Annotated in this window: 12 protein-coding genes; 10 read left to right on the top strand and 2 right to left on the bottom strand. The window is 72.2% G+C overall.

Features of this window, described 5'->3' with window-relative positions; all coding sequences use genetic code 11:
* Positions 1 to 68 precede the first annotated feature (68 nt).
* Complete coding sequence (locus ACFYPR_RS01510) at positions 69 to 1124, bottom strand: hypothetical protein (RefSeq protein WP_354859849.1); 1056 nt, start codon at positions 1122 to 1124, stop codon at positions 69 to 71.
* 241 nt (positions 1125 to 1365) lie between these two features.
* Between ACFYPR_RS01510 and ACFYPR_RS01505 the strand changes: the two genes are divergently transcribed.
* From ACFYPR_RS01505 to ACFYPR_RS01460, 10 genes are all read left to right on the top strand, one after another.
* On the top strand, positions 1366 to 2085 hold the full coding sequence (locus ACFYPR_RS01505; protein ID WP_179781168.1) for a response regulator transcription factor: 720 nt from the start codon (positions 1366 to 1368) through the stop codon (positions 2083 to 2085).
* 150 nt (positions 2086 to 2235) lie between these two features.
* Positions 2236 to 3117 (top strand): polysaccharide deacetylase family protein, encoded by an 882-nt coding sequence (locus ACFYPR_RS01500; protein ID WP_387258273.1) that lies wholly within the window; start codon positions 2236 to 2238, stop codon positions 3115 to 3117.
* A 63-nt stretch (positions 3118 to 3180) separates the two neighbouring features.
* Entirely contained in the window at positions 3181 to 4107 is a 927-nt protein-coding gene (gene mshD, locus ACFYPR_RS01495; RefSeq protein ID WP_355064467.1) for a mycothiol synthase, read from the top strand.
* A 291-nt stretch (positions 4108 to 4398) separates the two neighbouring features.
* Positions 4399 to 5505: a phosphate ABC transporter substrate-binding protein PstS gene (pstS, locus tag ACFYPR_RS01490; protein WP_387258272.1), complete on the top strand. Its 1107-nt coding sequence runs from the start codon at positions 4399 to 4401 to the stop codon at positions 5503 to 5505.
* Positions 5506 to 5544: 39 nt separating this feature from the next.
* Entirely contained in the window at positions 5545 to 6639 is a 1095-nt protein-coding gene (pstC, locus tag ACFYPR_RS01485) for a phosphate ABC transporter permease subunit PstC (RefSeq protein WP_354861653.1), read from the top strand.
* Entirely contained in the window at positions 6636 to 7724 is a 1089-nt protein-coding gene (pstA, locus tag ACFYPR_RS01480; protein WP_387258270.1) for a phosphate ABC transporter permease PstA, read from the top strand. The genes pstC and pstA overlap by 4 nt, the downstream gene beginning before the upstream one ends.
* A gap of 17 nt (positions 7725 to 7741) precedes the next feature.
* Positions 7742 to 8518 (top strand): phosphate ABC transporter ATP-binding protein PstB, encoded by a 777-nt coding sequence (gene pstB, locus ACFYPR_RS01475; RefSeq protein ID WP_354861658.1) that lies wholly within the window; start codon positions 7742 to 7744, stop codon positions 8516 to 8518.
* Positions 8519 to 8623: 105 nt separating this feature from the next.
* The gene (locus tag ACFYPR_RS01470; RefSeq protein ID WP_387258268.1) at positions 8624 to 9727 is read left to right on the top strand and encodes a sensor histidine kinase; all 1104 of its coding nucleotides are present in this window, start codon (positions 8624 to 8626) and stop codon (positions 9725 to 9727) included.
* Positions 9724 to 10401: a response regulator transcription factor gene (locus ACFYPR_RS01465; RefSeq protein WP_354861648.1), complete on the top strand. Its 678-nt coding sequence runs from the start codon at positions 9724 to 9726 to the stop codon at positions 10399 to 10401. Before ACFYPR_RS01470 ends, ACFYPR_RS01465 begins: the two co-directional genes overlap by 4 nt.
* Before the next feature lie 74 nt (positions 10402 to 10475).
* A complete protein-coding gene (locus tag ACFYPR_RS01460) occupies positions 10476 to 12005 on the top strand; it encodes a tannase/feruloyl esterase family alpha/beta hydrolase (protein ID WP_387258266.1) in 1530 nt (509 codons plus the stop codon).
* Positions 12006 to 12057: 52 nt separating this feature from the next.
* On the opposite strand, the gene ACFYPR_RS01455 is transcribed toward ACFYPR_RS01460, so the two are convergent.
* Complete coding sequence (locus tag ACFYPR_RS01455; protein ID WP_355064460.1) at positions 12058 to 12891, bottom strand: NUDIX hydrolase; 834 nt, start codon at positions 12889 to 12891, stop codon at positions 12058 to 12060.
* Positions 12892 to 12926: the final 35 nt, after the last annotated feature.

The following is a 12926-nucleotide window of genomic DNA, read 5'->3' as shown; positions in this document are numbered from 1 at the left end:
CGTCCGAACCGGTGCCGCAGCGCGGCGCACCCGTAGGTACCCGACCGACACCGGCCTCAACCGTAGGCTCAGAGGAACAGCATGCACATGGCGTACGCCGCCGGTGCGGCCAGGGCGAATCCGCCGAGCGGACCCTGCATGTGCCGGGCGACCCACATGGTGGGCGGTTCGCCCGCCATCAGGCGACCCGCCTCCGCGTACCCCACGGCGAGATCGGAGAGGACGGCGGTGACGGCCGCGACCAGGCCGATCACCGCGGCCCGGGTCGGCGTGAAGGGTGCCACCAGGTAGCTGCCGAGGAGAGCGCTGCCCAGCGTGCCCACCATCGCGCCGGCGACGACGCCGGCCGCGCCCCGGGGCACCTGCGGGGCCAGCCGGGGCCACGGCAGCACCGCGTCGGTGAGGCGGGCGACGGTCAGCGCGACCCCGCTCGCGGTCAGGCAGACCGTGATCGCCTGGGTGCCGGCCGGGATGCGGCTGAGCACGATCAGGGTCCCGAAGGCCACGACCCCGACCACGATGAGCAGTGTGGCGCCGAGTGAGTCGGTGACCCGGACCCGGTCGACGCGGCGGACCAGCTGGCCGAGCACGGCGGCGAGGAAGCCGCCGACGGCCAGGTAGCCCAGCGGCGCCAGACCGGCGACGTCGCTCTGGACGGCGGCGACGTCAGCGGCAGCGGCGACCGCCGCGCTGATCCCGCCGACCAGCAGCAGCGCGGGTGGGCGCATGGCCATCGTCCAGGCGAGCACGAACAGCAGTTGGACGCCGAAGACGATGAAGGCGAACGGCAGGCGGTGACCCGGCCCGGACGTCTGCGCGCCGAGCACCAGACCCACCCCGAGCAGCGCGGCGAAGCCGGCGATGGTCAGGGCCAGCGGCCGGTGCACCTCCACCGGAGCGACGGGCTCCTCCTCCGGCTCGTCGACCTCGTCCTCGGCACGACGGGCCGGCTCCCCGGCACGGCGGGCCCGGCGCGGCCCACCCCGTTCACGGCGTTCGCCGTCGGCGACGGCCGGTCCGGTGCGCGGCGCGGGCGGATGGCCACGGGTCGGAGCGGCCGGACCCGGGCGGGGACCGTCGGACCACGATTCGCGGCCGGCGTCGGGCGAGGTGGAGGGAAACACGCCCCGATCGTGCCAGATCGGCTGCCCGGCGCGACGGTCACGGGTTTCCGCAACGTTAAAACCTGCGCCGCGATCAGGGGCAAGCTAGACAAACGGGAAATGACTCGGAGGCGCGGCCGAGGCGATCGGTTACGCTCAACGCGTTACCCGCCCGTCAGCGACGCCGGGACCACGCTATTTCTCAGCGCACTCTGCCACGAGTGTGTCTGGTCGCGTGCGGCGTTGCGCCGCCGGGACGGAGGTGATCGTGGAGATCCTGCTGCTGGTGACCGCGCGCGCAGGGGAACCGTCGGCTGTGCTGCCGGCGCTCGACCTGCTGCCACACTCGGTTCGCACCGCGCCGCGCGACGTCCGCACCCTGGTTGCCGGGCCCAGCCCCGACGCGGTGCTGGTGGACGCCCGGTCGGAGCTGAGCGAGGCCCGAGCGACCTGCCGGATGCTGCACGCCACCGGGCTCGGGGTGCCGCTGGTCGCGGTGGTGACCGAGGCCGGTCTGATCGCGCTGAACGCGGACTGGGGCGTCGACGACGTCATCCTCGCGTCGGCCGGTCCCGCCGAGGTCGAGGCTCGACTGCGGCTCGCGGTCGGCCGCCTGAGCAACGCGACCGCCGGCGCCGGCGGCTCGATCCGGGCCGGCGAGCTGACCATCGACCCCGACACGTACGCCGCCAAGCTGAAGGGTCGCCCGCTCGACCTCACCTACAAGGAGTTCGAGCTGCTGAAGTTCCTGGCCCAGCACCCGGGCCGGGTGTTCACCCGCGATCAACTGTTGCGCGAGGTCTGGGGCTACGACTACTTCGGCGGCACCCGGACGGTGGACGTGCACGTCCGGCGGCTGCGCGCCAAGCTCGGCTCGGAGTACGAGTCGATGATCGGCACGGTCCGCCAGGTGGGTTACAAGTTCGTCGTACCGCCGTCGCGCTCGCTGCCCGAGGCGGAGCACGCGCCGCTGCCCGTCTGACCCCCACCCCGGGGCGATTTCCCATATGCCCCTTTTGCGCGGCTCGCCAGTCCTATTCTGACTGCCGGGTTTGTCGGAAAAGGGGGCGACGGTGCGGGCAGGTAGCACGGGGGCGAGGGGCCGGCGCGTCCGGCCAGCCGGGCGGAAGCCGTGACGCGGGTCAGCTCGACCGCGCGCGCGGCAGTGATCGTGACGGCGGTGGTGGCTGCCCTGCTCGGCTCGGCGTACGTGCTGGGCCGCAGTCTCGTCCCCGACCAGACCCAGCGGCACGCCACCGGCGTCACCACCGAGGGCGACGGGCCGCACTACGCCGACCAGACTCCCGAAGAGCCCTCGACCGGCACCCCGGCCGGTATCCCGACCGCGGGCCAGAGCGCCGGCCCGTCCGAGGCCGGCCAGGACGGCTCGGGGCAGAGCGCCAGCGGCGACAAGCTGTTCGGCGCCCACACCGAGACCGGCAACGCCCGACTCGCGCTGACCTTCGACGACGGGCCGGACCCGCGCTACACCCCGCAGGTCCTCGCGATCCTGCGCGAGTACGACGTCAAGGCCACGTTCTGCGTGGTGGGCGAGAACGCCCAGGATCATCCCGACCTCATCCAGGCGATCGTCGCCGGCGGCCACACCCTGTGCAACCACTCCTGGCACCACGACGTCTCCCTCGGCAACAAATCCGCCGACCAGATCCGCGCCGACCTGGTACGCACCAACGAGGCGATCCGGTCGGCGGTCCCGGACGCCCCGATCGTCTGGTACCGCCAACCCGGCGGCGCCTGGACGTACCCCGTGGTGTCGGTGTCGCAGCAGCTCGGCATGACTCCGCTGCACTGGTCGGTGGACCCGTCGGACTGGCAGGCGCCCGGTGCCAGCAAGATCGCCGCGACCGTGCTCGCGCAGGCGGAACCCGGTGCGGTGGTCCTCATGCACGATGCCGGCGGCGACCGGCAGGGCACGGTCGACGCGCTGCGCCGGATCCTGCCCCAACTCAGCGCGCGATACGAGCTGGAGGCACTGCCCACCGACCCGACGTGAGCTACGACCCCCTCCTCGGGCGACAGTCCGGGACGCCCGAGACGCAGCGGCTACGGTGACCCAATGAGCAGCGCGGAGCCGACCAGCGACCAGGTGACCCGGACCGACCGACTGGCCCCGACGGAGATCGCCGGCGTGCTGGCCCTGGCGCGTACGGCGGGCGACACCGACGGCGCGGACCCGCTCGACGAGCACGTCCTGCTCCGCCTGCGCGATCCGGAGGCGCCGGCCGTGCACCTGCTGGCCCGCGCCGACGACGGCACCCTCACCGGGTACGCCCACCTGGACACCACCGACCCGGTGGGCGGGATCGGGGTGGAGCTGGTGGTGCACCCCGCGTACCGGCGGCGGGGCACCGGCCGGGCGCTGGCCCGGGGCGTGCTCGCCTCGGCCACCGGGCCGCTGCGGGCGTGGGCGCACGGCGACCACCCGTCGGCGGCGGCGCTCGCCGTGGACCTCGGGTTCACCCGGGCGCGCGTGCTCTGGCAACTACGCCGGCCGTTGGCCGCCCCGCTGGGCGAGCCGCGCCTGCCCGACGGGGTGGCGCTGCGTGCGTTCCGGCCGGGGGCCGACGACGCGGCCTGGCTGGCCCTGAACGCGCGGGCCTTCGCCGAGCATCCCGAGCAGGGGCGGTGGACCTCGGACGACCTGCGGGTCCGCCTCGCCGAGCCGTGGTTCGACCCGGCCGGCTTCCTGCTCGCCGAGGAGACCTCGACCGGCCGGCTGCTCGGCTTCCACTGGACGAAGGTGCACGAGCGGCCCGGGTCGGCCCGCATCGGCGAGGTGTACGTGCTCGGCGTGGAGCCGACCGCGCACGGTGGTGGGCTCGGTCGGGCGCTGACCACCGCGGGGCTCGCGTACCTGCGGGACAAGCGCGGGCTCGACCGGGTGATGCTCTTCGTGGACGACTCGAACACCGGGGCGGTCGCGCTCTACGAGCGGTTGGGCTTCGCCCGCTGGTCCGCACACATCAACTACCACCTGGGCTGACCGTCGGACGCCGCCCCGACCGAGTCACCGGCGGGTAACGGCCGAGCATCGGCGGGATAACGCCGAACCGGAAATATACCCATAATTCCGACAGGTGTACCCGAGTTCACTTAACGGACAACTCACCCTCAGCAAGCGGTCACCTCGGGGGCCGTACGTGTTCACCTTGCGTTCACTTGTGACCGGCGAACCGGCTACCTGGCACTTCTAACTTTCGTGTCAGCCGGTCAGTGCCGGTCCTCGGGCCCCGGCATCGGGGCACCAAGTCAGACGCGAAGGGAAACCCCTCAGGTGAAGCTCCAGCGGTACGGCACTATTGCCTGCCTCGCTCTTGCCGCGACGCTCGGCCTCAGTGCATGCGGCTCGGACAACAACGAGCCCACTTCCGGCGCCAGCGCCTCGGGCTCCGCCGCCGCGGTCGACTGCGGTACCGGCACGGTCAACGCCCAGGGCTCGTCGGCACAGAAGAACGCCATGGCCGAGTGGATCAAGGCGTACCAGCAGAAGTGCGCTGGCACCACGATCAACTACGAGGCTTCCGGCTCGGGCGCCGGCATCCAGGCGTTCATCGCCGGCACCGCCGACTTCGCCGGCTCCGACTCCGCGCTCAAGCCGGAGGAGCAGCCGCAGGCCGACGCCAAGTGCGCCGGCGGCAAGGCCATCCACCTGCCGATGGTGATCGGCCCGGTGGCCGTCGCCTACAACGTCAGCGGCGTGGACAACCTCCAGCTCAAGCCGGCCACCCTGGCGAAGATCTTCGCCGGCAAGGTCACCAAGTGGGACGACGCGGCGATCAAGGCCGACAACCCGGACGCCAAGCTCCCGGCGACCGCCATTCAGACCGTCCACCGCTCGGACGAGTCGGGCACCACCGACAACTTCACCAAGTTCCTCTCGAAGACCTCCGAGGCGGACTGGACGCTGGGCAACGCCAAGGCCTGGAAGGCCCCGGGCGGCACCGGCGCCAAGGGCTCGGACGGCGTGGCCAGCCGGGTCAAGGGCGCCGACGGCTCCATCGGCTACATGGAGTGGTCGTTCGCCGAGAACGCCGGCCTGAAGATGGCCAAGATCGGCAACGGCAACGGCGAGTTCGCCGCGCTGACCGCCGAGGCCGCTGGCAAGACCATCGCCGGCGCCAAGATCGATGGCCAGGGCGACGACCTCAAGCTGTCGATCGACTACAACACCAAGGAGGCCGGGGCCTACCCGATCGTCCTGGCGACGTACGAGATCGTCTGCAGCAAGGGCCTCGCGGCCGACAAGCTCAAGCTGGTCAAGGGTCTGCTGGGCTACGCCGCCAGCGCCGAGGGCCAGAACTCGCTGACCGACCTCGGCTACGCCCCGCTGCCGGAGACGGTCCGCGCCAAGGTCGAGACCGCGGTCAAGAACCTCTCCTGACCCGACCCCACCACCTCCGCAACCGAATCGAGCGAGCAGATGGGTGAAACCCCTCACCGCTCGGCCGACGCCGGCACCGGCGGGACGCGCGTGACCCAGAGTCACGAGTGGCCCGCCGGTGCCTCGGCGCGTGTGGCCGAGGCACCAGTCAGCACCCGTTCCCCGGGCGGCACCGGGCTGGGCGGCGGTGGCGGCGCGTTGCCGCGCAGCCGCAAGTTCGGCGCCGAGCGGGCCTTCCGCGGTCTCACACTGGCCGCCGGCACCGCCGTTCTGGTCATCATCGCCGCCATCGCGATCTTCCTGATCGCCAAGGCGGTGCCGGCCCTGCGCGCCAACACCGAGAACTTCTGGACCTACGAGGGCTGGTCCCCCAACGAGCCGCAGCCCAAGTTCGGCATCGGCACGCTCGCCTTCGGTACGGTGCTCAGCTCGGCGCTGGCGCTGCTGATCGCGGTGCCGGTGGCGTTGGGCATCGCGCTCTACCTCTCGCACTACGCGCCGCGCCGGCTGGGCACCGCACTCGGCTTCCTGGTCGACCTGCTGGCCGCCGTGCCGAGCGTGGTCTTCGGCCTGTGGGGGCGGGACGTCTTCAGCAACCCGGTCCGGGACTTCTCGGTCTGGCTGAACGAGCACTTCGGCTGGATCCCGCTCTTCGGCGGTGACGGCCCGTTCGGCGCCTCGATCATGCTGGGTGCCCTGGTCCTCGCGATCATGGTGCTGCCGATCATCACCTCGCTCTCCCGCGAGGTGTTCCTCCAGACGCCGACCGCGAACGAGGAGGCCGCCCTCGCGCTGGGCGCCACCCGCTGGGAGATGCTCCGCACCGCGGTGCTCCCCTACGGTCGCCCCGGCATCATCGCCGCGGTGATGCTCGGTCTGGGTCGGGCGCTCGGCGAGACCATCGCCCTGGCGCTGACCCTCGGCATCACCTTCGGCATCTCGTTCAACCTGATCCAGAACGGCGGCAACACCATCGCCGCCAACATCGCCAACGCGTTCGGCGAGGCGAACGAGACCGGCCGTGGCGCGCTCATCGCGTCCGGCCTGGTGCTGTTCACCATCACGCTGATCGTCAACATCACGGCGCGGGCGATCATCTACCGCCGCCGGGAGTTCACGGAGTCGGCCGCATGACCACAACCGTCACCTCCCACCGCACCCGCCCGCCGGCCCAACCGGCCTCGCTGCGGGCCCGGCGGCTGCCCCGGTACGCCGCACCGGCCCTCGCCGTGGCGGCCCTGGCGCTCTCCGCCGCGCTGGTCTACGGCACCGGCATCGGCGGCCCGGTCCTCGTCGTCGTCCTCGGCGCGATCCTCTACCTGGTCGGGCTCTTCGTCGCGGCCAACGCGGTCGAGGGCCGCCGGTCGGCCCGTAACCGCACCTGGAGCGCGCTGATCCACTCCGCGTTCGTGCTGGCGGTGCTGCCGCTCGTCTCGGTCGTCTGGACGCTGCTGAGCAAGGGCACCGAGCGGCTGGACGGCACCTTCTTCCAGACCTCGATGAACAACATCGGGGCCCGGGACCCGAACGGCGGCGCGTACCACGCGATCGTCGGCACGCTGGAGCAGGTCGGGATCGCCACCCTGATCACCGTCCCGCTCGGCGTTCTCTGCGCGATCTACATCGTCGAGTACGGGCGGGGCAGGTTCGCCTTCGCGATCCGATTCTTCGTGGACGTGATGACCGGCATCCCGTCGATCGTCTCCGGCCTCTTCGTGCTGGCGTTCTGGGTGCTGGTCGTGTCGCCGTGGTTCAACGACGGCCGGCCGAGCTTCTCCGGCTTCGCCGCCGCGCTCGCGCTGAGCGTGCTCATGCTGCCCACCATCGTCCGGTCCACCGAGGAGATGCTCCGCCTCGTCCCGCCGCCACTGCGCGAGGGCGCGTACGCGCTCGGCATTCCCAAGTGGAAGACCATCCTGCGGGTGGTGGTGCCGACGGCGCTGCCCGGCATCGTCACCGGCGTCATGCTCGCCATCGCCCGCGCGGCCGGCGAGACCGCTCCGGTGCTCCTGGTCGCCGGCGGCGGCGCCGCGATCAACACCAACCCCTTCGAGAACAACCAGTCGTCGCTGTCCCTCTTCGTCTACCAGCAGGCCGGTGACGCGTCGAAGTACGCGCCGGCACGGGCGTGGACCGCGGCACTCACCCTGGTCGCCCTCGTGCTCATCCTGACGATCGCGGCGAAACTGCTGGCCCGTCGCAACAGGCTCAGCCGATGAACCCCGGAGGTACCACCATGGCCAAGCGCGTCTCCGCCTCGAACGTCACCGCCTACTACGGCGGGTTCAAGGCGATCGAGAACATCAACCTGACGGTCGAGCCGAAGACGGTCACCGCTCTCATCGGGCCGTCCGGCTGCGGCAAGTCGACCTTCCTGCGGTCGATCAACCGGATGCACGAGGTGCTGCCGGGGGCCCGGGTCGAGGGCAGCCTGACCATCGACGACCAGGACATCTACGACCGGGACGTGGACGTCACCGCGGTCCGGCGCACCATCGGCATGGTCTTCCAGCGGCCGAACCCGTTCCCCACCATGAGCATCTTCGAGAACGTGGTGGCCGGGCTGAAGCTCAACGGCGTCCGGCGCAAGTCGATCCTGGACGAGGCGGCCGAGAAGGCGCTGCGCTCGGCGAACCTGTGGGACGAGGTCAAGGACCGGCTGGGCAAGCCCGGCGCGGGCCTCTCCGGCGGTCAGCAGCAGCGGCTCTGCATCGCCCGGACCATCGCGGTCGAGCCGCAGGTCGTGTTGATGGACGAGCCCTGCTCGGCCCTGGACCCGATCTCCACGCTGGCCATCGAGGACCTGATGTTCCAGCTCAAGGACAAGTTCACGATCATCATCGTGACGCACAACATGCAGCAGGCCGCCCGTGTGTCGGACCGGACCGCCTTCTTCTCCATCGAGAAGACCGGCGACCCGGGCCGTCTCATCGAGTACGACAACACCCAGAAGATCTTCAGCAACCCGAGCGTCAAGAAGACCGAGGACTACATCACCGGCCGCTTCGGCTGAGCTTCCCCCTTCCCTCCGCGACGCAGGCGGTCCGTCTCCGGACGGACCGCTTCGTCGTTCCCGCGGCCGATGACCGTCGATCCGTGAGCTGCCTACGATCACCGGGTGCGTTCACCCGGCAGGCTCCTGCGCGGATGCCGGCCCGACCAGCGGGTCGCCGTCGGCCTGTTCGTCGTGCTCGCGGCGCTGATCCTGGTCACGCCGAACGGGCCACACCACGTGCTCGGATACGCCGCCGCCATCGCACTGGCGGCGGTGCAGGCCGGCACCATCGCGGTGCTGCGCCGCCACCCGGAGGCCGCGATGGCGGTGGCCGTCCTCGCCGGGATCGGCATCGAGTCGCTCAGTCCGGCCATCGGCTGGCTCGGTCAGGTCGCCGCGGTGCTCGCCGGGTACGCGCGGCGGAGGCCGCCGTCGCGGTCGCTGTGGGTGCTCGGCCTGCTGGTGGCCGGGACGCCCTGGAAGCTGGCGTACGGCGACTGGCGCAACGTGCTGCTCGCGATCGCCGGCCCGGCGCTCGGCTGGACCCTCGGTGAGCTTGGTCGGACCCGCGCGCTGCGCCGGCAGGACTCCGAGCGCCGCATCGTCACCCAGGAACGCGAACGGATCGCCCGCGAGCTGCACGACGTGCTGGTCCACACGGTGTCGGTGATCGTCGTGCAGGCCGGCGCCGCGCAGGACGTCTTCGACCGTCGACCCGACCTGGCCCGCGCGGCGCTCGCCTCGATCGATCTGGCGGCCCGTTCCACCCTGTCCGAGTTGCGGGTGCTGTTGCAGACGATGAGCGCCGACACCGAGCCCGGCTCGGCCACCCCGCAGCCCGGTCTGGCGCAACTGGACACGTTGGCCGCGTCGCTGGGGGCCACCGGGCTGACCGTCGAGCTGGACCGGGAACCGGCCCTGCCACCGTTGCCGGCGGCGGTGGACCTCTCCTCGTACCGGATCGTGCAGGAGTCGCTGACCAACACGCTGCGGCACAGCCAGGCCACCCTGGCCCGGGTGACGGTGCGGTGCTCGCCCCGGTCGGTACGGCTGGAGATCCGCGACGACGGCCCGGCCCGTCCGAGCGGCCGGGTCGACCGTTCCGCGCACCGGGGGATCGTGGGGATGCAGGAACGGGCCCGGCTGCTGGGCGGGACGCTGGACGCCGGGCCGGTGCCGGGTGGCGGCTTTCGGGTACGGGCGGACCTGCCGCTCCCCTCGGCATGACGGCGGCCATCCGGGTGTTGATCGCCGACGACCAGGCCCTCGTGCGAGCCGGGTTCGCGATGATCATCGAGAGCCGCGAGGACCTCGAGGTGGTCGGCGAGGCGGGCGACGGCCTGGAGGCCGTGGCGCTGGCCGGGCGCCTGCGACCGGACGTGATCCTGATGGACGTACGGATGCCCCGGCTGGACGGCATCGAGGCGACCCGCCGGCTGGTCGCCGCCGGCCAGGCGGCGAGGATCATCATGCTGACCACGTTCGACCTGGACGAGCCGGTGTTCGCGGCGCTGCGGGCCGGTGCCAGCGGCTTCCTGCTCAAGGACATCCGCCCCGACGAGCTGGCCACGGCGGTACGGGTGGTGGCGCGCGGTGAGGCGCTGCTCGCGCCGACCGTCACCCGGCGGCTGCTCGACCGGTTCGCCAGCGAACTACCCGGCGGCACTCCCCCGCCGGCGCTCGACGCGCTCAGCGCGCGTGAGATCGAGGTGCTCACGCTGGTCGCGCGGGCGCTCTCCAACGACGAGATCGCGGAGCGCCTGGTCCTCAGCCGGGCCACCGTGAAGACCCATCTGTCGGCGATTCTGCTCAAGCTCGGTCTGCGCGACCGGGTGCAGGCGGCTGTGCTCGCCTACGAGTGCGGCCTGGTCCGGCCGGGCACCGCTCCGCCCCGGGGATGACCGTGAGTCCCGTCCCGGGACCGATCCGAAAGGCCCGCCGAACTGCCTAATCTCCCTCCAAAGAGGAGGGAAGCATGATCCGAACTGTTCTGGCACTGCTGACCGCCGTACCCCTGATCGTCACGCCGGGATCCGCCACCGACCCGCCCACCGACCGATGCGCGGGGTTGGCCGGGGCGCGGATCCCGCAGGTGTCGGTGACGTCGGCGGAACGCGACACCAACGCCGAGGGCCAGGAATTCTGCATGGTGCAGGGGGTGATCCGGCCGCAGACACGGTTCACCGTCAAGCTCCCCGTCTCCGGATGGACGGGGCAGTACGTCCAGCAGGGCTGTAGCGGGCTGTGCGGCACGGTGCCCGACCTGACCCTGCCGCTCTTCGGGTTCCAGTGCGCGGCCGCGCGGGACGGCAGGCTGGTGCTGGCCTCCGACGACACGGGGCACACCGGCGACCCGCAGACCAGCGAGCCCGCGACCTGGGGCGCCGACCCTCGGACGCGACTGGAGTTCGGGCTGCTGTCCGAGCACCGGCTGCGGCGGGTGGCGGACGCGGTGATGGTCGCGTACTACGGGCACGGGCCGACGTACCGGTACTTCGACGGCTGCTCGACCGGCGGCCGGCAGGGGCTGATGCTGGCGCAGCGGTTCCCGTCCGACTTCGACGGCATCCTGGCCGGCGCACCGGTGCACAACCTGGCGCCGCTGGCGCTGCTCAACGCCTGGGTGGTGCTGCGCAACACCGACGCGTCGGGCCGGCAGATCCTCGGCCCAGAGAAGATTCCCGCGCTGCACGAGGCGGTAGTGCAGAAGTGCGGCTCGGTCATCGAGGACCCGCGGCGGTGCGGGTTCCAGCCGTCGTCGCTGCGCTGCCCGCGTGGCACGGACCGACCCGACTGCCTCACGCCCGCCCAGGTGGCGGCCGTTGTGGCGTTCTACCGGGGCCCGAACGGCCTCTACCCCGGAGGCATGCCGTACGGATCGGAACTGGGCTGGATCGACGAGTTCGTGGTGCGCTCCGGCTCCCCGGCGGATGGCAACACCGGGAGGATCGCGCTCAACTACCTGAAGTACCTCGCGTACCCGCAGAGCCCGCCGGCCGACTTCCAGCTGAACGACGTGCGGTTCACCCGGGCGACGTTCGACCGGCTGAACGTGCTGGGCGACGCCATCTACAACGCCACCGACGCGGACCTGTCCGAGTTCCGCGACCAGGGCGGCAAGCTGATCCTCTACCACGGCTGGGCGGACCCGTCCGTCCCCCCGTTCTCGACGGTCGACTACTACGCGGCCGTGCAGCGTCGCGGCGGCAGCGAGGCGTTCACGCGGCTGTACATGGTTCCCGCCGGCTACCACTGCCTGTTCGGGCCGGAGCCGACCGAGCACCCGTCGGAGGTCGGCATCCCGGAGTTCCTCCAGCCGCTGATGGACTGGGTCGAGCGCGACGTCGCGCCGGGCGACATCGACGTCCTCACCTACGCGCCCAATGCGGAGCCGGACCAGCAGTTCGTCCGCTTCCTCACGGTGGCGCCGTTCGACGCGCTGGCACCGGCGCACGCCGCCCCGGGCAGCCTCAACGCCAACTACCGCTACGTCGGGCACTACTGACGGGCCGCCGGTCCGCCGTACCCGCAGGGATACGGCGGGCCGCCGGCTGGGGTCAGCCGAGCACGAAGCGGGGCTCGCCGTCGGCCGGGAGGTCCAGGCGCGGAGTGATCGGCGTGGCGGCGTCCCGGTCGGCCGCCGCCCGCGCCACCCCGGCCAGGTCGCCGGCCGCCGCCACCTGGGCCAGCGTGACCAGGGTCGGCGGCAGCATGGTCAGCTCGCCCGCCTCGGCGCGGGCCAGCGCGTCCGCCGGGCGGATCCAGAGGGTGTGGTCGGCCTCGCCGGAGACGTCGCGGGTCCGCTGCCCCGCCGGCAACAGGGCGACGAAGAAGTACGTGTCGAAGCGGCGCGGTTCGAACTCCGGGGTGATCCAGCGGCTCCACGGCAGCAGCAGATCCGACCGCAGCGTGAGGTGACGGTCGGCGAGCAGCGCCGCGAAGCCCAGCCGGCGCCCCTCCAGGTCCTGCCGGGCCGCCTCCCAGTCGTCGCCGCTGACGTCACCCACCACCGTCGCCGGATCGGGCCCGGCGAGCAGCACGCCGGCCTCCTCGAAGACCTCCCGGGCGGCGGCGCAGACCACCGCCTGGGCGGCGTCCGGGGCCACCCCGAGCCGCCCTGCCCACTCGGCCGGCGCCGGGCCGGCCCAGTCGAGGTGCGCCGCCGAGTCGGAGCGGTCCACCCCGCCGCCGGGGAAGGCGTACATCCCGCCGAAGGTCATCGCGGCGACGCGGCGGATGACGTACACCTCGAAGTCGGTGTCGGTCGGGCGCAGCAGCAGCACGGTGGCCGCGACGCGCGGCGTCGCCGGGGTGCCGCCCTCGGCCTGGAACCGGCGGGCGTGCTCGACCAGGGCGGCGGGCGCGGCGAAGCCGTCACTGTCGATCGTCATGGCGCGAGCCTAGTTCCCCGACCCGCCGCCACCGG

This window comes from Micromonospora sp. NPDC005254, from assembly GCF_042872525.1.
Taxonomy (GTDB): domain Bacteria; phylum Actinomycetota; class Actinomycetes; order Mycobacteriales; family Micromonosporaceae; genus Micromonospora.
This window is presented reverse-complemented; position numbering and strand designations above follow the sequence as displayed.

Coding starts and splice junctions, on each gene's coding strand:
- mshD (WP_355064467.1), top strand. CDS start 3,181: ATGAGCAGCGCGGAGCCGACCAGCGACCAGGTGACCCGGACCGACCGA.
- pstC (WP_354861653.1), top strand. CDS start 5,545: ATGGGTGAAACCCCTCACCGCTCGGCCGACGCCGGCACCGGCGGGACG.
- pstA (WP_387258270.1), top strand. CDS start 6,636: ATGACCACAACCGTCACCTCCCACCGCACCCGCCCGCCGGCCCAACCG.
- pstB (WP_354861658.1), top strand. CDS start 7,742: ATGGCCAAGCGCGTCTCCGCCTCGAACGTCACCGCCTACTACGGCGGG.
- ACFYPR_RS01465 (WP_354861648.1), top strand. CDS start 9,724: ATGACGGCGGCCATCCGGGTGTTGATCGCCGACGACCAGGCCCTCGTG.
- ACFYPR_RS01460 (WP_387258266.1), top strand. CDS start 10,476: ATGATCCGAACTGTTCTGGCACTGCTGACCGCCGTACCCCTGATCGTC.
- ACFYPR_RS01455 (WP_355064460.1), bottom strand. CDS start 12,891: ATGACGATCGACAGTGACGGCTTCGCCGCGCCCGCCGCCCTGGTCGAG.